Origin of the sequence: Haloferax massiliensis (assembly GCF_001368915.1) — an archaeon.
In the GTDB taxonomy this organism is placed as follows: domain Archaea; phylum Halobacteriota; class Halobacteria; order Halobacteriales; family Haloferacaceae; genus Haloferax; species Haloferax massiliensis.
Genome location: NZ_CSTE01000001.1, coordinates 737103 through 756882, shown reverse-complemented (window position 1 = coordinate 756882; position 19780 = coordinate 737103). Strand labels below are relative to the sequence as shown.

Here is a 19780-nt window from a genome sequence, read left to right as displayed (position 1 = left end):
TCCTTTTACGGCGCTCGGGCGTAGCCCCGACGAACACCAATGGGCATTGGCTCAGACATGTATCGTCAGCAGATAATGGACCACTACAAGAACCCCCGGAACCACGGTCGGCTGGAGTCGCCGACGTTCACCCACACCGGGGAGAACCCCTCCTGCGGCGATACGATTACGATGGACGTGCAGCTCGCCGACGACGGCGAGACCATAGAGCGCGTCGCGTTCTCCGGCGATGGCTGTGCCATCAGTCAGGCGTCCGCGAGCATGCTCACCCAGCGACTGCCGGGCACGACGCTCTCGGAGCTGGAAGCGATGGACACCGACGACATCACCGAGATGCTCGGCGTCGACATCTCGCCGATGCGCATCAAGTGCGCCGTGCTCGCGCGACAGGTCGCACAGGACGGCGCGAAGATTCACGACGGCGAGATAGAAATCGAGCGGACGAAGACCGAAGACGGCGACGACTGAGCCGACTTCGGCGCGGCGGTGACCCGGCGAACCGAACGCGGTTCGAGCTATTCCTCTGCCGTCCCCGCGCCGAGCGCCGCCGCCAGCGCGACGAGGTAGCCGAGTCCCGCCTTGACCTCGGGGTCGCGGGTGGCCCGCAGGAGGCCGACCGCGCCCACGGGCGTCGCCTCCGCCTCCTCAGCGTCGCCGACGGCGCGGAGCAGGCGCTTCATCCCGGCGACGGTGTCGGGGTCGGAGGCGTCGTCTGCGACTTCCGCGAGGGAGGTCCCGGTCCGCGCGAGCGACCGGACCATCTCGTCGTCGAGCGCGCCGACGCCGAGTTCGAGCACGTCGATGAGGTCGTTGACGAGACCCATTCGCTCGACGAGGAGCGCGACCTCCTCGGGGTTGTTCTCGATGGCCCGCACGAGTTCGTCGGGTACCTGCTGTTCGGTCGTCGTGGTAGGTTCGTGGTCCTGCATTTGTCTCACCTCAGAGCATCCCCCTGGCGGTCAGCCAGTACGATTCGTTGTACGCGTGTTTCGCCCAGTGGATGGGCTTCGACGGCTGGCGCATCGTCGCGGGCGTCTCGTAGTCGAACGAGACGAACGACGCCTCGTTGAGGCCGGTCTCGACGAAACAGACGGTCTTGCCGTCGTACCGCTTCGTCGGCGTGCGGCCGCGGACTTCCGCGGCGATTCGCTCCGCGACCGCGAAGGCCTGGAAGTGCGCCGCGCTCCCGGCTTTCGGGATGGGCAGCGCCGCCGTGTCGCCGATGGCGTACACGTCCTCGGCGGCGGTCGCGCGGAGGGTCCGCTGGTCGACGTCGACCCAGCCGGCGTCGCCGAGCCCGGAGTCGACGATGAGTTCGTCGCCGCGGTGCGGCGGGATGCCGACCAGCAGGTCGTAGTCCACCTCCGCGCCGCTTTTCGCCGAGACGACCCGTTCGTCGGGGTCGACGGCGTCGACGACGAAGTCGGTCTCGACGCGGACGCCGCGGTCGGCCAGAATCGGGTCGGCCCACTCGGCGACTTCGGGCTTCCCGTGGCTCCGCTCCATCGGGTACGTGTAGACGAGGTCGGTGTCCTCGCGCAGACCCTGATCCCGGAGCCAGTCGTCCACGATGAACGTGAATTCGAGCGGCGCGGCCGGGCACATGTGGGGCGTCCCGACGACGCTCAACACGAGGCGACCGCCGTCGAACTCCGCGAGCGCGTCGCGGAGCCGTTCGGCCCCCTCGGCGCTGTAGAAGTGGTGTGCGCCCTCCCGGAAGCCGGGGACCGCGTCGGGGTCGAGCTTCGCGCCGGTCGCGAGGACGAGCGTGTCGTAGTCGAGCACCTCGTGGCCGTCCTGACAGTAGAGGCGCTTTTCGTCGGTGTCGACGCGGCGGACGCGGTTGGTGACGATGGTCACCCGCTCGTCGACGAGGTCCCGCAGGTCGCGGACGCCGTCCTCCGGCTCCGCGACCCCGAACGGGACGTACAAGAACACCGGCTTGTAGACGTGCTTCGTGTCGTCCGAAACCAGCGTCACCTCCACGTCACCGGCGTCAATCTCCGATTCGAGTTCCTCCGCGAGACGGTTCGAAACGACCGTCCCACCCGTACCACCGCCAACGACTACGATTCGGTTCGTCATGGAGTTCACCTACCTGAACGGTGGGGCGGTGACGGGATAGTATTGTAAGACGTTTCCAAGATTATGGGAACCGAGAGACGGCGCGGTCGCTCGGGCGACGGGGGAAGGGGAGAATGTGGGGTGAGACGGAGGGCGTGTGGGGGAACGGGGACCGCGGAGTCGTGTGAAGTCGGCCGACCGACCGAGCGTCGGCTTACTCGGGCTTGAGACCGGCGTCCTGCACGCGCATGATGGCCTCGCCGTCGGCGAGGTTCGGCGCGTCAACGAGGCGGACGATACGCTTGTCGCCCTTGGACTTGCGGAGGTAGATGCGGAACGTCGAGGTGTGGCCGAGGATGTTACCGCCGATGGGCTGAGTCGGGTCGCCGAAGTAGGAGTCGGGGTTCGACGCGACCTGATTCGTCACGAGGATGCCCGTGTTGAACAGGTCGCCGATGCGCATCAGGTCGTGGAGGTGCTTGTTGAGCTTCTGCTGGCGCTCCGCGAGTTCGCCGCGGCCGACGTACTCGGCGCGGAAGTGGGCGGTGAGCGAGTCCACACAGAGGAGACGGACCGGCCACTCGGTGTCCTCGTGTTCGCCGGCGAGCTCCTTGGCCTTCTCGGCGAGGAGAATCTGGTGGTTGGAGTTGAACGCCTTGGCGACGTGAATCTTGTCGAGGAAGTCGTCGACGAGCGCCTTCATCGTCTCCTCGTCGTCGATGGAGCCCTCCATGTCGCGGTCTTCGAGCGTCGCTTCGAGCGCCTCGTCTTCGAGGCCGCGGACCATGTCGTCGATACGCTCGGGGCGGAACGTGTCCTCGGAGTCGATGAAGATACAGCCGCCGCCGAGGCCGCCGAGTTCCGGCGGGAGCTGGACGTTGACCGCGAGCTGGTGGGTGATCTGGGACTTCCCGGCACCGAACTCGCCGTACACCTCGGTGATGGACTGCGTTTCGAGGCCGCCGCCGAGGAGTTCGTCCACTTCGTCGATCTGCCAGCTCAGCTTGCCGATCTGCTGGCGTCGTTCGAGGACCATCGAGCCGGTCTCGAAGCCGCCCACGTCGGCCGCGTCGCGGGCCGCGTTGATGATGTCGGAGGCCGTGCTGGAGCCGATGTCGGCCTTGTTCGACAGCTCGCCGGGGCTGGCGACCGCGATGGACTGATAGCTGTCGTAGCCGGTGTCGGTGAGCTTGTCGGCCGTCGCCGGGCCGACGCCGGGGAGACTTTCGAGGTCGTCTTCTGCCATACCCAGTCGTTCCGCCTATACCCTCATAAACCCTCGTTAACAGCGAAGTGAAAGTGAAAACGGGCGACGCGGTGGGGTCGGAAATCAGGTCGGTGCGGAGGTTCAAGCGCGATGTCGCGGGAACTGGGACGGACGGAGGAGAGACTGAGCGGGTTCCGAACTCGGCTGAGAGCGCGGGCCGGCGCGAAAGTAGAACCGAACAGAACGGGAGGGGAACGGGGACCGACTACGAGGGAGTCAGGAACGCCGGAGGCGCGCGGTCACTCCCACGGGTGGCCGTTCGGCGTCGAGGGCCACAGCGGGTACCAGTAGCTCTCGTCGTCCTCTATCTCCAGTTCGCCGTCGAGGACGGATTCGAGTTTGAACTCCAGGCTCTGGTTCCGCGACGAGGTGCCCTGCGGGGCGAAGGGGTAGTACGCACCGCGGCGGAACGAGTAAATCCAGTAGGCGCGGTCGCCGTCGCGCTCGAAGCCGAACAGGGCGGCGAGCAGGCGCGACCCGTAGCCGCGCTCGATGAACTCGTCGGCGGCGAAGTGGACGCTCGTCACGAGGTCCTCGGGGTCGTCGTCGGCGAGGACGACCCAGTTGTAGCCGTGGCCGTCGGTGTGCCGGCGGAACTCGGTGCCCGTCTCCTCGCTTCCGGCGGTGAGGATGTCCTCCACGGCGTCGACGGTGTCGGCGAAGTCGGTGCTGTCGACGGAGGAGAAACACAGCGCCGCCTCGTCGGCCGAGTCGAATCGGAGGTCCGCCTCCATCGTGAGGTACGCCGTGCTCATCCCGAAGAGGTCCTCGGGGTCCGCTTTCGTGGTCGCGTCGGACTCGGCGCTGATGCCGAGCACGGCGCGGAATGAATCGAACAGCCCCATCGGCGCTTAGACGGTCTCCATCTCGCGCTCCATGTCGCGGAGGCGCTCGACGCGGTTCTCGGTGGAGGGGTGAGTGCTGAACAGGCGACCGATGAAGTCGGACTTGATGGGGATGATGAAGAACGCGTTCATCTCCGAGGAGTCGCGCATGTCGCGCTTCGGGACGTTGTCCATCCGGCCCGAAATCTTGAGGAGCGCGGACGCCAGCGCCGAGGGACGGCCGGTGATGACGGCGGCCCCGCGGTCGGCGGCGTACTCGCGGTACCGCGAGAGCGCCCGAATCAGGAGGTACGAGATGATCCAGACGACGAGCGACGCGATGATGGCGACGATGACCGGCACGTTCTGTCGGTTGTCGTCGCCGCCGAAGAGCCAGCCCCAGCGGACGATGAGGAAGGCGATACTGGAGAGGAACGACGCGATGGTCATGACCATCACGTCGCGGTTCTTCACGTGCGCGAGTTCGTGGGCGATGACGCCCTCCAACTCGTCGTCGTCGAGAGTGTCCATCAGGCCGGTCGTGACGCAGACGGCCGAACTCTTCTGGGAGCGGCCCGTCGCGAAGGCGTTCGGGACGCGCGTGTCGGCGATGGCGACCTTCGGCTTCGGGAGGTCAGCCTGCTGAGAGAGGCGACCGACCATCGCGTGGAGCTTGCGCGCCTGCGGGCCGTCGTCCTCGTCGACGACGCTCGCACCCATGCTGTACAGCGCGATTTTGTCGCTGAAGAAGAACTGCGCGAAGAGGAAGATGGCCATGAACCCGACAACTACGCTCAGGTTCGTGAAGTACCACGCCAACACCCCCGCGAAGACGATGTAGAGGGCGAACAGGAGGAACATCGTGAGCGCCATCCGCCCGCGAAGTCCCCAGTCCGGTTTCCAGTTCATACCACCTGATTAGTAATCCGGCTAATAAACGCTGTTGGAGTGCGAAGGAGTCGCACGCGACCGTCCGACTCGTGAAGAATCGGGACACACCGTTTTGCCGCGGGAGCGCGTAGTTCCGGGTGACATGTTCGCCGATAGGGAAGACGCGGGCCGCCGGCTGGCGGACCTGCTCGACGGGAGAGAAGAGACGGCGGACCTCGTGTTGGCCATCCCGCGGGGCGGCCTCCCCGTCGGCAGGGAGGTCGCGGACCGCCTCAGAGCCCCGCTCGACGTGGTTGTCGCGTCCAAGGTCGGCGCGCCGGGCAACCCCGAACTAGCCGTGGGGGCGGTCGCCGGCGACGGGAGCGCCTGGTGGAACGAGGACCTCCTTTCGTATCTCGACGTGGGCGACGACTACCTCGACCGCGAGCGCGAGCGCGAGGCCGAGGCGGCCAGAGAGAAGGTGTCGCTGTACCGCGGCGGCGACCCGCTTCCCGACGTGGCCGGAAAGCGCGTGGTCGTCGTCGACGACGGCGTCGCCACGGGCGCGACCGCCCGCGCGTGCCTGCGGCAGGTCGTCGCGGGAGGCGCAGACCGCGTCGTTCTCGCGGTGCCGGTCGGGCCGCCGAACACCCTCTCGGACCTCGAAGCCGAGTGCGACGCGGTCGTCGCGGTCGAGTCGCCGGAGGCGTTCGGGGCCGTCGGCGCGTTCTACCGCGACTTCGCGCAGGTGTCCGACGAGGAGGCCGCGTCGTACCTGCGCGACGGGGGCGACGGCGAGCCGTGACGCCGAACTTAAGCGGTCGAACGGACTAGAGCCGCCAATGAGCGAATCCCGCGACTTCTGCCCTCGGTGCGGCGACCCGGTTCCGGAGCGGCCGGAACCGCTCCCCGGGATGCCGCGCGAGCGAGACGACGTGCTCTGTGACTCGTGTTACTTCGAGGACTTCGACCTCGTGGACGCGCCCGACGAGGTGCAGGTCCGCGTCTGCGCGCAGTGCGGCGCGATTCACCGGGGCAACCGGTGGGTCGACGTCGGCGCGCGCGACTACACCGACATCGCCATCGAGGAGGTTTCGAACTCCCTCGGCGTCCACCTCAACGCGGAGGAGGTCCGCTGGGGCGTCGAACCCGAGCAGGTCGACCAGAACAACATCCGGATGCACTGCCACTTCTCGGGCGTCGTCCGCGGCACGCCGCTGGAGGAGTCCGTCGTCGTCCCGGTGAGCATCGCCCGCGAGACCTGCCAGCGCTGCGGCCGCATCGCCGGCGGCTACTTCGCCAGCCTCGTGCAGGTCCGCGCCGACGACCGAACGCCGACGACGGAGGAGGCCGAGACGGCCATCGAAATCGCCGAGTCCTACATCGCCGAACGCGAGGACAAAGGCGACCGCAACGCCTTCATCACCGAGGTGAACCGGACGCCGGACGGCCCGAACATCAAGATATCGACCAACCAGATGGGAAGCGGCGTCGCGAAGCAGATTCGCGAGCGCTTCGGCGGCACCATCGAGGAACACCCGACGCTCGTCACGGAAGACGGCGACGGCAACGAGGTCTACCGCGTCACCTTCGTCGCCCGCCTGCCGCGGTACACCGCCGGCGACGTCATCGACCCCGAGGACGGCGACGGCCCGGTGCTGGTGCGGAGCAACCGCGGGCGACTCAAGGGGACGCGACTCACCTCCGGCGACCCCTACGAGTCGGAGTTCGAGGAGGGCGAGCGCCCCGAGGCCGAGGACCTCGGCTCCGTCGAGGACGCAGAAGAGACCACCGTCGTCACCGTCGAGGACGAACACGCCGTGCAGGTGCTCGACCCCGAGACGTACGAGGCGAAGACCATCCCGCGGCCGGACTACTTCGACCCCGACGCCGCGATGGTACCGGTCCTCAAGAGCCGGTCGGGACTGCACATCCTCCCCGAGGAAGTCGTCGAGGGCGAAGGCGAGGAGTAAGCCGCCCAAGGAGGAGAGACGGACCGCGGTTGCGACGGCGTTTGCGTTTTTACGAATCGTGAGCGGTCCGGCAACGAAACGCGAAAAGCGGTCGCTCAGGAACGGGAGATAATCGAACGACGGAGCAGAATCAGTCGGCGCTGGCCGGCCGGTCCGCAGAGAGGGACGCGGTCGGCGCGTCGTCTTCGTGCACGGGCACGCCGTGGCGCTGGAGGGCGAGGAGCAGGTCGTCTTCGGAGTAGCCGGAGCGAGCGGCCGCCTGCGAGAGTGTGAGTGCCCCACTACGATACAGTGTCATCGCCGTGGCGAGTGCGTTGGTGTGCATGGCCGATACTCCATCATTCAGGGGCATTGGTGTTAACTATTTCGTGAGAAAGCGTGTCAAAGACAAAGTTAGGTGAACTATAGCTTTACATGCGTCACCAAATATCCGAGACTCGTTCGTCAAACAGCTAAGACCATTAACAATCATTGAGGAAATGTATCGGAGGCGGCGACTCTCTTGGACACTGTGGCGATTTTTGCCGTTCAGACGGGACGTAATGGCATGACACCATCGGGGCGACCCGCCGACCGAAACGCGGTTATCACCCGTGGAAATCGGTTCAGAAACGTTAATTACCGGCCGGCCGACGCACGCCCATGGACAGACAGCAGTTCCTCGCGCTGACGCTCGTCGCGCTCATGATCGGGTCGTCGCTGTTCTCCGCGGCCGCGTTCGTCCTGTAGTCACTCGCCCCACACGTCGGAAAGCGGGTGGTTGCTCCGGCCGCCGTCGTCGGAGTCGCCGGACGAGCGGCCACCGCTACGGCCACCGGAACCGCCGGCCGACGCGCCGCCGGAGCCGCCCGCACGACTTCCCGAGGACCCCGAACCGCGAGTCGAGTCGCGCCGCGAACCGGAGCCCGAGCCGGACCCGGACGTACCGGACGACCGACTCGCCGAGCCGCCGAGGTTCGCGGTCCCGCCGGTCGCGTTACCCGCGTTGCCTCCGCGGCCGCCGGCCGCGACGGGGTCGAACTCGGGGAGGTCCGGTTTCGTCATCCGGTCGACCTGCGCGGCGAACCAGTCGGGCATGTCCGTCCGCGTCTTGTCGAACAGTTGGAGCAGGCTGCTGTCGGCGACGTAGGTGTCGCCGTAGTCGTCGGGCGCGCGCACGACCCGGCCGCACGCCTGAATCACGGTCCGGAGGGCGGCGCGGCGGTACCACGCCCACTGGCCGTCTTCGAGGCGACGGGCGACTCTGGAGTCGTTCGTGTTGAGATAGGGCGCTTTGCAGAGCACCTGCCAGCGACAGAGGTCGCCCTTCAGGTCCAGCGCCTCCTCCATCTTCACCGAGAGGAACACCTCCGGGCGGTCGGTCGCCTTCCACGTCTCCAGTTCGACGTTTCGGTCGTCGCGGTCGTGGCCGCGGACGCGGTTGCCGAGGCCCATCTCGGCGAGGCGGCGGCGAAGCTCAGCCTGAATCGCATACGAGTGGCAGTGAATCAGCCCCTTCTCGTCGGGGTGTTTCGCCATCAGGCGAACGGCGAGCCGGGCGATTTTGGGCAGCGTCTCGTCCCGGTGCTCGTAGGTCATCTTCCCCTGTGTCACGTCGTACAGCGGCCGGTTCTCGACGGGGAAGGTGTGTTCGACGTCCACGAGCGCGACCTTCGAGGGGTCGAGGCCGACCGAGCGGCAGAACGCCGCCTTGTTGAGGATGGTCGCCGACAGGAGCGCGAACTTGTTCCCGCGGTCCCAGACGGTGTGTTTGAGGTACTTCGCGGGGTCGAGCGGCTTGATGGCGATGGGCGACCCCTCGCCGTCGTGCTGGTCGACGACCCACGTCGTCGGGCTCTGGGGGTCGCGGTAGTCCTCGACGAACCACTGCAGTTCGCCGATGAGTTCCTGCAGGCGGTCGCGGCGGGCGGCCTCCTCGGGCGTCAGTTCGGACTTCGTCAGCAACTCGTCTTTCTCGCGCTTGCAGACGCCGACGAGCGCCTCCGCGAAGCGCGAGGCGCGCTCGACGGGGTCGCCCGCGGCCGCCACGTCGGGGACGCCGATGTCGTCCCACACCGGCACGGTCCGGGGCTTCAGGTCGATAGTCGCGTACATCTCGGCCCACTCGGCCAGCCCGTGGGCCTCGTCGACGACGACCACGTCGCGCTTTCTGAACACGTCGGAGCCGGCGGTCTGCATGAAGTACGCGAGCGTCATCGCCGCGATTTGGCGGTTCGACGCGATAGCGCGGTCGGAGAAGTACGGACAGCGGTGCCGGACCGAGCAGTCGAAGCCGCGCTTGCGGGCGCAGGGGGCGCGGTCGACGGGGGTGTCTTCCTCCCCGCGGATGATGCAGTTGTAGTTGGACTTACCGCGGATTATCTTGAGGTCCGAAAGCAGGTCGTCCTCGGCCACGTCGTCCAGTTGCGACACCTGCGGGGTCGTGTAGTAGGCGTCGGTCGCCTGCGCGGGCGAGGTCTCGTCGACGGTCGCCGCCGACCCCGCGATGGCGCGGGCGAGAAGCGACTTCCCGCTCCCGGTCGGCGCGCGGACCAAGACCACGTCGTTGCCGTCGGCGAAGGCGTCGCGGATGTCGCGCAGGGCCCGCTCCTGCGCGCCGCGGAAACTGGGAGCCGGAAACGAGTCGATGATGCGCGACGGGTCCACGGTCGATGGAGTCCTCGGACGGGCCTAAATCCACCGCTCCGGGGTGCGGTCGCGGCATCGCCGGACCCGAGAAAGCCGAGCCTAAAGCGCCGCCACGTCCTCGGCCGTCGGTTCGCGGTCGCCCGGGAGTCGCTCCATGCAGTCGAAGCAGAGGAAGTGCTCGGAGCCGTCGACGAGTTCCAGCGTCATCCCGCCGGACGATGAGGTGGGGAAGTTCCAGAGGTCGCCGATACCGCCGGCGATGCGGACGCCCTTCCCGCAGGCGTCGCACGGTTCGGAAGTCATGAGGGAACCGAGGGCCCGAGGCGGCAAAAGCGCCCCGCCGCGTCGCCGGGGACGGAATCGGCCGACACCACCGACCCGCCGGGAGCTTCTTGTCGGTTGGCGTATAATTTTCGTGGCATGCGCGTCGACTGCGAAGGCTGTGCGGGCTGCTGTATCGACTGGCGACCGGTCGCGCCGGTCCCGCTCGACCACGAGCGCCGCGGGCCGCGCGCGCCGCTCGACGACACCTACAACCTCGTCCCGCTGACCCGCGACGAGGTTCGGGATTTCGTCGATGCCGGGCTGGGCGACGTTCTCACCCCGCGGCTGTGGGAGGCGTCGCCGGGCGAGGGCGTCGAAATCGACGGGGTCGAAGTCGCCGCAATCGCCGGGAAGCCGGCGTTCTTCGTCGGCATGCGCAAGCCACCGAAGCCCGTCGGACCGTTCGGACTGGAGCGGACGTGGCTCCGCGCCTGCGCGTTTCTCGACCCCGAGACCCTCCAGTGCCGCATCCACGACACCGAGTTCTACCCCGACGAGTGCGCCGAGTACCCCGGTCACAACCTCGTCCTCGAACAGGAGACCGAGTGCGAGCGCGTCGAGCGACACCACGGCGGCGAGCGCCTGCTCGACGACGCGCCTCCGGACGACCTCCACGGCCTGCTCCTCGGCCCCCACGCCCTCGGCGCGAAGGTGTTCGTCCACCCGGACCCCGAGCGGTTGGCGGGGACTATCGACCACCTCAAAACCCGCGAACTGACGCCGGAGGACCGCGCGGAGTTCGTCGGCGTCGCGGTCGGGTCCCACCCCGGTTCGACCGAGGTCGACGGCGACCGCGCCTCGCGGGCGCGTGCGAAGACGCTCGAAAGCGAGTCGTGGGCGGGAAACGCGGTCGCCGCGTGGGACGCGGTCGCCGGTCGCCTCGGGAGCGCGGCCGACGAGGCACCCGACCCCGACGAGGTCGAAGTCGCTCGCGGCGCGCCGGAGACGCCCGGGTGGGACGCGGTTCGCGGCGACGGCTGAACCGGAGGCGGCGGCGGACCGACGAGTGGTCGCGGGCAGTCGTCGGTCGGTCGGACGGGCGACACGTTAACATCGTGAGCGGCGCTATCGTACGACATGAAAGTGCTCGTGACCGGTGCGACCGGGTTCGTCGGCCGGCACCTCGTGCCCCTCCTCCTCGACGCCGGCCACGACGTGGTCGTCTTCGTCCGCGACGCGGCGCGCTACGACGGTCCGCCCGGCGCGGCGGTGGTCGAAGGCGACATCTTCGAACCGGCGACGCTCGCCCCCGCGATGGCGGGGGTGGACGCGGCGTACTACCTCATCCACTCGATGCACGCCGGCGGCGACTTCGAGGCGCGCGACCGCCTCGCCGCCCGCAACTTCGTCGACGCCGCGGAGGACGCCGGCGTCGGGCGAATCGTCTACCTCGGCGGCCTCGGCGAGGACCGCGACCGACTCTCGGCGCACCTGCGGTCGCGCCGCGAGGTCGAACACATCCTCGCGTCGGGTGCGCCCGAACTGACGACCCTCCGGGCGGCCATCATCGTCGGCGCGGGGAGCGCGAGCTTCGAGATGGTCCGCCAACTCGCCACGCGCCTGCCGATCATGGTGACGCCGCAGTGGGTCGAGACGCGGTGTCAACCCGTCGCCATCGCGGACGTGGTCGCCTACCTCGCGGGCGTCCTCGACCACCCCGAGACGGCGGGCGAAACCTACGAAATCGGCGGCCCGGACGTGCTCACCTACCGGGAGATGCTCCAGCGCGTCGGCGCGCAGTTGGGCCACGCGCCCCGAATCGTCCCCGTCCCCGTGTTGACGCCGCGGCTCTCGTCGTACTGGATCGGGCTCGTGACCGACGTGGACACGGGCGTCGCCCGGCCGCTCATCGAGGGGCTGAAAAACCCCGTCGTCGTCGGCGACGACCGCATCCGCGACATCGTCGCGGTGGACGAGACGCCGTTCGACGCCGCGGTCGAGCGGGCGCTCCGCGAGGAGCGCGAACAGCGCGAGAACACCGTGGAACCGGAGCCGACGACCCCGACGTGAGCGGGACGCGAACCGCCCGCGAGCGCGCCCCCAGCGCAGCGGCGATTGATATACCGCGGGGCCGTAGGAGCGGGACATGAACGACGCCCCGGAGTACGGCGAGACGTGGGTGTACGAGAGCATCGTCGGCGCGCTCCCGGGCGTGAACATCGGCGAAGCGGGCGCTATCGTCCTCCAAATCGCCGTCTTCGAGGCCGCGGTGCTCGTCTTCGCGTGGGTGTACGACCTGTGGGCCGCGGCGGTCGCGGGCACCGCGGCCATCGTCGTCGCGGCCGCGGGGAGCGTCGTGATGCTCCGCATGGGCGAGTGGACCCGCGCCGCGAGGGTGCCCGCGCCCTATCGACGCCTGCTTTTCGGGTCGAGCATCGAGGTCGTGCTGGGCGTGCTCGCGTTCGTCGCGCTCGTGACGCACCTGTTCGTCTTCGACCCGCGACAGCCGGGGACGCCGCTCATGACGACGCTGTTCGGCCCGGAACCGCCGGTCGTGGTGGTCTACCTGACGCTGCTCGTCCTCTGGGACCTCTGTTACCGAATCGGCACGTCGTGGTGGGCGGCGGTCGTCGGTCTCTGGGGAGCCGTCCGCTACCGGTTCGACGGCCCGACCGCCGGGACGGTCAGGCGAGTGAACCTGCTGAACGTCGGCTTCGCGGTCGCGCAGGTGCTGTTGCTCCCGTTCGTCGCGGACCAGCCGGTGCTTTTGCTCGCGGTCGGCGGACACGTCGTCGCCGTGACCGTCGTCTCGGTGACGGCGGCGGCGCTGACGAGGACGTGAGGGTACGCAGGAACAGGACGAGGGGAACGGTCAGTCGTCGGACTTCATCCGCTTGAACTGTTCGAGCAGCGCGTCGGTCGAGTCGCCGGAGTCGTACTCGACACTGCCGCGGTAGGTCTTCCGGTCGTCGTCGGTGCCGGGTTCGACCTGACTCGTCATCCGCTCGCGGCGTTCGTGTTCGGCTTCGTCGTATGCCCCCATTGACATGGTTCGACTTACCATGTGTGACTGTAGCACATATAACTATCGGAGCGATTCACAATCGTGATATTCGTGGCGGTTCGGGGTTCCTGAGCTCGGAGGCGGGGTGGACGGAACCGAAATCAGGGGCCGCGGCGGGAAAGGGTAAAAGCAATCGCCGAACTACACCGTGTGTGGCACGCCCGCTTCGCTTTCGTTACGCCCCCGGACGCTGGGACGAGTCGCGCATCGCCCGCGACGTCTTCCAGCCGCTCGACGCCAACCTCGGCGCAGAGATGGGTGCGCCGTGGTACGCACCGCCCGACGGCTACGAGGCCCGACGGTTCGACATGGACAACGGCGACACCGCGCTGTTCGCGTGGACCGACGACCACGCCTACTGGATAGGCAACACCGAGACCCCGAGTTCGCTGTGGCGGACCGACAAGGAGGGGTTCGACGAGGCTCCCTTCGAAATCTCCCGGTGGGCCCAGCGCGAACTCATCGCCGAGCTGTTCGACCAGTCGCCGTGGCTGAAGCCCTATCCGCACCTCTCGTGGTTCTTCCTCCCGGTGTTCCTCTCGAAGGACGGCCGCGAGACGACCCGCGAGTTCTTCCACGACCACGCGGCGGGCTTTCCCGACGCGACCCGCGAGGAGGCGCTTGCGTTCTACGAGTCGTTCTTCGCCACGGGCGTCCTCGACGAGTACCGCGAGGTCATGGCCGGAAAGCTCGGCACCTCGGAGTACTTCGACCCGATACGGATGGCCGCCGCGATGGGCGAGTTCGACGTGGCGTACCTCCTCGACGAGGCGGGCTACGACATCACGCCCGAAATCGCCGTGGCGACCGGCCACTCCATCGACTTCCGCGCCGAGAACACCCGCGCGGGCGGCGCGCTCATCGAGGTGACGCGCCCGCTCCCGCCGAACCGACGCTCCGTGAGCAACCCCGTCGCCGCCATCCGCGACACGGCCCAGACCAAGACCAACGGCGAGGGTCAACTCGCCGAACACGGCGGCGGCGTGACGCTGTTCGTCGACTGCTCGTCGTTCCCCGACGACGACTGGGCCGCCATCATGGGCGAGAAGCCCGACGTTCGGCACCGGCCGGCCGTCGTCTTCCGCCTCCGGCCGTCGGGCGAGGTCGAAGGCTACTCGAAAGGGTCCGTTCCGGTCGACCTGCCGTGGCTCTCTGACTGACGGGTCGTCGACGACTCGACGAGCGAGACGCCGAGCCGACGGCTCAGGAGTCGCGGTCAGAAAGAAAATCGGAGTGAGACGAGAACCGACCTCAGAACGAGACCATCTCTGGTCCGTTCTCACCGAGCGGGGACGGGTCGCGGTCGCTGTAGTACCGACGACCGATCGCCTCGTGACCGACGCCGGTGAAGAGGGCGTCCCGCACGTCCTGCGGGCACGTGTACGTCTCGTCGCCGAGACGGGCCAGAATCTGTGCGACGGTCTCCTGGCCGTTCTGTAGCTCGATTACTTTGTCGCCGTACCGCTGGGCGAAGTCGGTCGAGCTAATCGGGTATTCGTGGCGATCGATGGCGTCGCCGAGTCCGTTCAGGCGCATTACATCCACGACTGTGCCGCCCACATTCTTAATGATTTTCCATGTATATGATTAGTGGCATTGGAGTCCTTAATCGTCCTTAATGACACACTGGGCGCAACGTTTGTCTCCCCCTCGCCCCGACCACGATGCATGGACGACAGCCCGCCGGTCGCGGACCTTCATCTCCACACGACCGCCTCGGACGGTCGGCTCACCGTCGACGCGCTCCCCGACGCCGCCCGCGCGGGCGGGGTGGACGTGGTGGCCGTGACGGACCACGACCGCTACCACCCGGACCTCGACGCGCCGGTGGTCGAACGCGACGGCGTGACAGTCGTCCGCGGCATCGAACTGCGCGTCGACGCCGGCGACCGCCGGGTCGACCTCCTCGGCTACGGCCTCAGGGAGCGGCCCGCTCTCGTCGAGACGGTCGACCGACTCCAGCGCAACCGCGTCGAGCGGGCGCGGGAAATCGTCGCGGCGGTCGAAGCGGAAACCGGGGTCGACCTCGACATCGACATCCACGACGGGGTCGGCCGGCCGCACGTCGCCCGCGCAATCGACGCCAGCGACGCGCCCTACGACTACCAGGGCGCGTTCGACGAACTCATCGGCGCGGACGGCCCCTGCTACGTCCCGCGCGACCTCCCGACGTTCGACGACGGCGTCGCGGCCCTGCGAGACGCCTGCGACGTGGTCGGTCTCGCGCATCCGTTTCGCTACCGCGACCCCGCCGGCGCGCTCGACCTCTGTGCCGACCTCGACGCCGTCGAGCGCTACTACCCCTACGGGTTCGCGGTCGACTGCGACCTCGTGGACGAGGCCATCGAGCGCTACGACCTGCTCGCCACGGGCGGGAGCGACGCCCACGACGAGACGCTCGGCCGCGCCGGGCCGCCGGAGACCGACTTCGCCCGGTTCGCCGCGGCGGTAGACGGTCTCTAACCGTGTTAGTCCGTGAATAACACGGAACGTGCCGTGGGGCGTAGAGTTAAATCCCATCGGAACTGAAGGGGCGGTATGCAGTGTCACTACTGCGACCGTGAGGCCGCATACGCCGCCGAGAAAGACCACATTAAGGTCGGCCTCTGCGAGCGACACTTCCGCAAGCGGGTCGAGGAACTCGCCGAATCCGAGGAACTCGCCGCTCTGAAGGAAAAACTCGATATTAACCGAACAAAGTGACGGCCGCCCCGCCGCTGTCCCTCCACTAACGCCCGCCTACCGCCGCCGCGCCGGGTCGCCGCGCGCGGCCCCGCGTCCGCTCACGCGAGCACCTGTCCTCCGAACACGTACAGCGCCGCGAGCGCGCTCTCGAACACGACGGTCCCGAGCGCCGAGAGCGCGACGAACCGCTTCGCCGACATCCCGGACAGCCCGGCCGGCACGGTGAGCATCCCGCGCGTGAACAGCATCGCGTTGCTCAGCGGAACGACGACGGGGCCCCAGCGGTCGAACCAGCCGTCGAACCGGTCGAGGGAGTCTTCGCCGACGCGGAACCACGACCGCGACAGGAGGTACTCGCGGCCACCCCGCTTGGCGACGAGGAACAGCGCGACCTGACCGACGGTCGCGCCGAGCACGGCGACGGCGAGAATCGGGAGCAACAGTCGGTCGCCGACCAGCGCCAGCGCCCCGGGTACGAGGAGTTCGCTCGGCGCGACGTAGAGGAGCATCGCGCCCTCCAGTACGAACACGAAAAAGAGGGCGACGAGGGCGAGGTCCGACGCGAGGAGGTCCCGGAGGAAGTGGGGGAGTTGGGCGGTGAAGGCACTCATGTCCTGTGTGTTTCGAGCGGCATCGTGTTCATTATGGTTTGGATAACGCGGCGCGAACCGACGGGAGCGACGGCATTTTGCCGCCGCCGACCGAACCCCGCGTATGGAGTTCACCGACCGCCCCCGCAGGCTTCGAACCGACGGGATTCGCCCGCTCGTCTCGGAGACGACGCTCGACGCGACCGACCTCGTCGCGCCCGTCTTCGTCGACGCGACGACCGACGAGCGCGTCCCCATCGAGTCCATGCCGGGCCACGAGCGCGTGCCCGTCGCCGAGGCGGCCGACCGCGTCGCCGAGGTGCGCGAGGCCGGCGTCGAGGCCGTCATCGTCTTCGGCATCCCCGAGTCGAAGGACCCCGAGGGGTCTCGCGCGTACGCGCGAAACGGGGTCGTACAGGAGGCCGTCCGCGCCATCACCGCCGAGACGGACGCCTACGTCATCACCGACGTGTGTCTCTGCGAGTACACCGACCACGGCCACTGCGGCGTGCTGGAGGACCACGCCGAGGACGACCCGACGCTGACGGTCGAAAACGGGCCGACGCTCGACCTGCTCGCGGAGACGGCCGTCTCCCACGCCGAGGCGGGCGCGGACATGGTCGCACCCTCGGCCTCGATGGACGGGATGGTCGGCGCGATTCGCGCCGCGCTCGACGACGCCGGCCACGACGAGATACCAATCATGTCCTACGCCGCGAAGTACGAGAGCGCCTTCTACGGTCCCTTCCGCGACGCGGCCGACGGCGCGCCGGCGTTCGGCGACCGACGACACTACCAGATGGACCCGGCGAACGCCCGCGAGGCGCTTCGCGAAGTCGCACTCGACGTGGAACAGGGCGCGGACGTGCTGATGGTCAAGCCGGGCCTGCCGTATCTCGATATCGTCCGCGCCATCCGCGAGGGCTACGACCACCCGGTCGCCGCCTACAACGTCTCCGGCGAGTACGCGATGCTCCACGCCGCCGCCGAGAAGGGCTGGCTCGACCTCGACGAGGTCGCCCGCGAGTCGCTCCTCTCGATGAAGCGGGCGGGCGCGGACCTCATCATCACGTACTTCGCAGAGCGCGTCGCGCGGCAACTCGACTGAGACGGCGGGCGGGTGAGCCGGCCGGCTCTCGGACGGCCGCTCGACCCGCGGAACGACGCGGTTCGAGGGCCGAACCACGGGAAACGATACCGGGGCGCGCACGGCCAAAACACACTTGTTAGGCAACATTTTCCTGAACGTTCGTCCACCGAACTCCGGAGAATCTCAAAATCCTTGGACGATATACAACCTTATATGCGTAATATTCTAGCCTATTTTGTGCAGTTGTGGTATTACGCCTTGCTAAATTTGACAAAACCAACCCCACACTTTATGTACTGACTCACCATGAAGCCGAACCGTGATGAAGCACCAGAATCCACACGGATACGGAGAAAAAGTAACTGAACGGTCACCGGAGGCCGCGTGGGGTGGGCAGTCGTGATTCCACTGCAGGTCGACCCGAGCGTTGTCGCGCAGGGGGTCAACTACGTCTGGATCCTCGTCGTCTCGTTCCTCATCTTCTTCATGCAGCCGGGCTTCGCGCTCTTAGAGGCAGGGCAGGTACGCGCGAAGAACGTGGGCAACGTGCTGATGAAGAACATGACCGACTGGGCGCTCGGCGTGCTCGTCTACTTCCTCGTCGGCGCGGGGGTCGCGACGATCGTCGGCGGCCTCACGTCGCCCGGCGGCTTCGACGCCGCCGCCGCGTTCTCGTACATCGGCGACTCCGGCGCGTGGATTGACTGGCTGTTCGGGGCCGTCTTCGCCATGACCGCCGCCACCATCGTCTCCGGCGCGGTCGCAGAGCGCATGGACTTCCGCGCGTACATCGTCTTCGCGGCGACCATCACGGGAATCATCTACCCCGTCGTGCAGGGCCTGACGTGGTCCGGCGGCCTCCTCTCGGGAAGCGGCTACATCGGTGCCGCCCTCGGCGTCGGCTACCTCGACTTCGCCGGTGCGACCGTCGTCCACATGTGCGGCGGCGTCGCCGGCCTCGTCGGCGCGAAGATGGTCGGCCCGCGTAAGGGCCGCTTCGACTCGAACGGCGACAGCCAGCCCATCCCGGGCCACTCGATGCTGCTCGCCGTCCTCGGCACGCTCATCCTCGCGTTCGGCTGGTACGGCTTCAACGTCGGCACCCAGGCGACCGTCCTCGCGGTCACCGAAAGCGGCGGACTGGAGTTCATGGGTGCCGCGCTCGGCCGCGTCGCCCTCGTGACGACCCTCGGCATGGGCGCCGGCGCGGTCGCCGCGATGATCGTCTCGACGAGCTACCAGGGCAAGCCCGACCCCCTCTGGATGGCGAACGGCCTGCTCGCCGGTCTCGTCGCGGTCACCGGCGCGGTCCCCCACGTCACGTGGTGGGGCGGCCTCATCCTCGGCGCGCTCGGCGGCGCAATCGTCCTGCCGGCGTACCGCTGGACCGTCGACTCGCTCAAAATCGACGACGTGTGTGGCGTCTTCGCCGTCCACGGCGTCGCCGGCGCTGTCGGCACGGCGCTCATCCCCGTCTTCGCGGTGGGCGGCTTCTCCGTGATGCAGTTCGTGATGCAGGTCGTCGGCGTGGCCGTCATCGCCGCGTGGACCATCCTCGCATCGGCAATCGTCTTCGCCATCACGGACGCCATCTTCGGTCTCCGCGTCTCGGAAGAAGAGGAAGAAGAAGGCCTCGACGCCGGCGAACACGGCGTCTCGGTCTACCCCGAATTCGTCGGCGACGCCGGCCCCGACGGCGCGCTCGGCTCGCCCACGGCGACCGACGGCGGCAGCGTCCGCACCGACGGCGGCGTCGAGCAAGACGAGACCGTCGAAGCCAACGGGGGTGACGACCAATGAGCGACGAGGCCGACGAACAGGGCATCAAGATGGTGATGGCCATCATCCGCCCCGACAAGCTCTCGGACGTGAAGACCTCGCTCGCCGAGGCGGGTGCCCCGTCGCTCACCGTCACCAACGTCTCCGGCCGCGGCTCCCAGCCCGCCAAGAAGGGCCAGTGGCGCGGCGAGGAGTACACCGTCGACCTCCACCAGAAGGTCAAAGTCGAGTGCGTCGTCGCCGACATCCCCGCCGACGACGTGGTCGACGCCATCGCCGACGCCGCCCACACGGGCGAGAAAGGCGACGGGAAGATATTCGTCCTCCCCGTCGAGAGCGCGGTCCAGGTCCGCACCGGCAAGGAGGGCAATCCGGCGGTCTGAGCGCGCACGGACGACCGAAACCGACCTGACGTCTCCTTTCGCCGCCCTCGCCGCGGTCCGCGCGAGTGCGCATCCGACCGGGGTTCGATGAACGCCCCCACGCCGTTTCTATTACTAATCCGACACTACGTTCGTAGGATTGCTCGGCAACATTTGTACACTAAGTGGCGACCTTACGCCCTTATACAACACATACATCATCTTATATCGGACATACGTCTCTCAGAACTCCTTTTTCTATACGTTTGTCAACGCGAACCGTTATATGAACGTCTGTAGATAGCATCTCACATGGTTCG

At 67.8% G+C, this 19780-nt stretch carries 23 protein-coding genes; 12 read left to right on the top strand and 11 right to left on the bottom strand.

What is annotated here, in order from left to right; genetic code table 11:
• Positions 1–39: 39 nt before the first annotated feature.
• On the top strand, positions 40–468 hold the full coding sequence (gene sufU, locus BN996_RS03640) for a Fe-S cluster assembly sulfur transfer protein SufU (RefSeq protein ID WP_089777204.1): 429 nt from the start codon (positions 40–42) through the stop codon (positions 466–468).
• 47 nt (positions 469–515) lie between these two features.
• Here sufU and BN996_RS03635 read toward each other — a convergent pair whose 3' ends face one another.
• The 5 genes from BN996_RS03635 to htpX form a co-directional block, all read right to left on the bottom strand.
• Positions 516–929, bottom strand: a complete 414-nt coding sequence (locus BN996_RS03635; protein WP_089777309.1) for a helical membrane plugin domain-containing protein — start codon at positions 927–929, stop codon at positions 516–518.
• 10 nt (positions 930–939) lie between these two features.
• The gene (locus BN996_RS03630; RefSeq protein WP_089777308.1) at positions 940–2085 is read right to left on the bottom strand and encodes an NAD(P)/FAD-dependent oxidoreductase; all 1146 of its coding nucleotides are present in this window, start codon (positions 2083–2085) and stop codon (positions 940–942) included.
• A gap of 193 nt (positions 2086–2278) precedes the next feature.
• Entirely contained in the window at positions 2279–3310 is a 1032-nt protein-coding gene (gene radA, locus BN996_RS03625; RefSeq protein WP_089777203.1) for a DNA repair and recombination protein RadA, read from the bottom strand.
• 260 nt (positions 3311–3570) lie between these two features.
• Positions 3571–4176 (bottom strand): PspA-associated protein PspAB, encoded by a 606-nt coding sequence (gene pspAB, locus BN996_RS03620; RefSeq protein ID WP_089777202.1) that lies wholly within the window; start codon positions 4174–4176, stop codon positions 3571–3573.
• 6 nt (positions 4177–4182) lie between these two features.
• Positions 4183–5064, bottom strand: coding sequence for a zinc metalloprotease HtpX (htpX, locus tag BN996_RS03615; RefSeq protein ID WP_089777201.1), 882 nt, complete (start codon positions 5062–5064; stop codon positions 4183–4185).
• 124 nt (positions 5065–5188) lie between these two features.
• On the opposite strand from htpX, the gene BN996_RS03610 reads away from it, so the two are divergent.
• Together BN996_RS03610 and BN996_RS03605 are read left to right on the top strand one after the other, a co-directional pair.
• Positions 5189–5830: a phosphoribosyltransferase gene (locus tag BN996_RS03610; protein ID WP_089777200.1), complete on the top strand. Its 642-nt coding sequence runs from the start codon at positions 5189–5191 to the stop codon at positions 5828–5830.
• 37 nt (positions 5831–5867) lie between these two features.
• Entirely contained in the window at positions 5868–6998 is a 1131-nt protein-coding gene (locus BN996_RS03605) for a 60S ribosomal export protein NMD3 (protein WP_089777199.1), read from the top strand.
• 130 nt (positions 6999–7128) lie between these two features.
• On the opposite strand, the gene BN996_RS03600 is transcribed toward BN996_RS03605, so the two are convergent.
• The 3 genes from BN996_RS03600 to BN996_RS03590 form a co-directional block, all read right to left on the bottom strand.
• Entirely contained in the window at positions 7129–7323 is a 195-nt protein-coding gene (locus BN996_RS03600) for a DUF7317 family protein (RefSeq protein ID WP_089777198.1), read from the bottom strand.
• 404 nt (positions 7324–7727) lie between these two features.
• Entirely contained in the window at positions 7728–9644 is a 1917-nt protein-coding gene (locus tag BN996_RS03595; protein WP_089777197.1) for a helicase C-terminal domain-containing protein, read from the bottom strand.
• 81 nt (positions 9645–9725) lie between these two features.
• On the bottom strand, positions 9726–9929 hold the full coding sequence (locus BN996_RS03590) for a DUF7561 family protein (RefSeq protein WP_004045177.1): 204 nt from the start codon (positions 9927–9929) through the stop codon (positions 9726–9728).
• A 117-nt stretch (positions 9930–10046) separates the two neighbouring features.
• Here BN996_RS03590 and BN996_RS03585 point away from each other — a divergent pair, with 117 nt between their 5' ends.
• From BN996_RS03585 to BN996_RS03575, 3 genes are all read left to right on the top strand, one after another.
• Positions 10047–10931, top strand: coding sequence for a YkgJ family cysteine cluster protein (locus BN996_RS03585; protein ID WP_089777196.1), 885 nt, complete (start codon positions 10047–10049; stop codon positions 10929–10931).
• A gap of 96 nt (positions 10932–11027) precedes the next feature.
• On the top strand, positions 11028–11960 hold the full coding sequence (locus BN996_RS03580; RefSeq protein ID WP_089777195.1) for an NAD(P)H-binding protein: 933 nt from the start codon (positions 11028–11030) through the stop codon (positions 11958–11960).
• A 76-nt stretch (positions 11961–12036) separates the two neighbouring features.
• A complete protein-coding gene (locus tag BN996_RS03575) occupies positions 12037–12732 on the top strand; it encodes a DUF7530 family protein (RefSeq protein ID WP_089777194.1) in 696 nt (231 codons plus the stop codon).
• Positions 12733–12762: 30 nt separating this feature from the next.
• Here the strand turns inward: BN996_RS03575 and BN996_RS19980 are convergent, their stop codons facing one another.
• Entirely contained in the window at positions 12763–12939 is a 177-nt protein-coding gene (locus BN996_RS19980; protein WP_004968847.1) for a DUF5786 family protein, read from the bottom strand.
• Positions 12940–13106: 167 nt separating this feature from the next.
• On the opposite strand from BN996_RS19980, the gene BN996_RS03570 reads away from it, so the two are divergent.
• Positions 13107–14114: a DUF5784 family protein gene (locus BN996_RS03570; RefSeq protein ID WP_089777193.1), complete on the top strand. Its 1008-nt coding sequence runs from the start codon at positions 13107–13109 to the stop codon at positions 14112–14114.
• Positions 14115–14205: 91 nt separating this feature from the next.
• Here BN996_RS03570 and BN996_RS03565 read toward each other — a convergent pair whose 3' ends face one another.
• The gene (locus BN996_RS03565; protein ID WP_004968845.1) at positions 14206–14490 is read right to left on the bottom strand and encodes a DUF5789 family protein; all 285 of its coding nucleotides are present in this window, start codon (positions 14488–14490) and stop codon (positions 14206–14208) included.
• 132 nt (positions 14491–14622) lie between these two features.
• Between BN996_RS03565 and BN996_RS03560 the strand changes: the two genes are divergently transcribed.
• Complete coding sequence (locus BN996_RS03560; RefSeq protein ID WP_089777192.1) at positions 14623–15417, top strand: PHP domain-containing protein; 795 nt, start codon at positions 14623–14625, stop codon at positions 15415–15417.
• Between the two features lie 75 nt (positions 15418–15492).
• A complete protein-coding gene (locus tag BN996_RS19975) occupies positions 15493–15657 on the top strand; it encodes a DUF6757 family protein (protein ID WP_004045157.1) in 165 nt (54 codons plus the stop codon).
• Positions 15658–15737: 80 nt separating this feature from the next.
• Here the strand turns inward: BN996_RS19975 and BN996_RS03555 are convergent, their stop codons facing one another.
• Complete coding sequence (locus BN996_RS03555) at positions 15738–16250, bottom strand: DedA family protein (protein WP_089777191.1); 513 nt, start codon at positions 16248–16250, stop codon at positions 15738–15740.
• A gap of 103 nt (positions 16251–16353) precedes the next feature.
• Here BN996_RS03555 and hemB point away from each other — a divergent pair, with 103 nt between their 5' ends.
• From hemB to BN996_RS03540, 3 genes are all read left to right on the top strand, one after another.
• Positions 16354–17337: a porphobilinogen synthase gene (hemB, locus tag BN996_RS03550; RefSeq protein WP_089777190.1), complete on the top strand. Its 984-nt coding sequence runs from the start codon at positions 16354–16356 to the stop codon at positions 17335–17337.
• Positions 17338–17703: 366 nt separating this feature from the next.
• On the top strand, positions 17704–19119 hold the full coding sequence (locus BN996_RS03545; protein ID WP_089777189.1) for an ammonium transporter: 1416 nt from the start codon (positions 17704–17706) through the stop codon (positions 19117–19119).
• Positions 19116–19481: a nitrogen regulatory protein GlnK1 gene (locus BN996_RS03540; RefSeq protein ID WP_089777188.1), complete on the top strand. Its 366-nt coding sequence runs from the start codon at positions 19116–19118 to the stop codon at positions 19479–19481. Before BN996_RS03545 ends, BN996_RS03540 begins: the two co-directional genes overlap by 4 nt.
• Positions 19482–19780 lie beyond the last annotated feature (299 nt).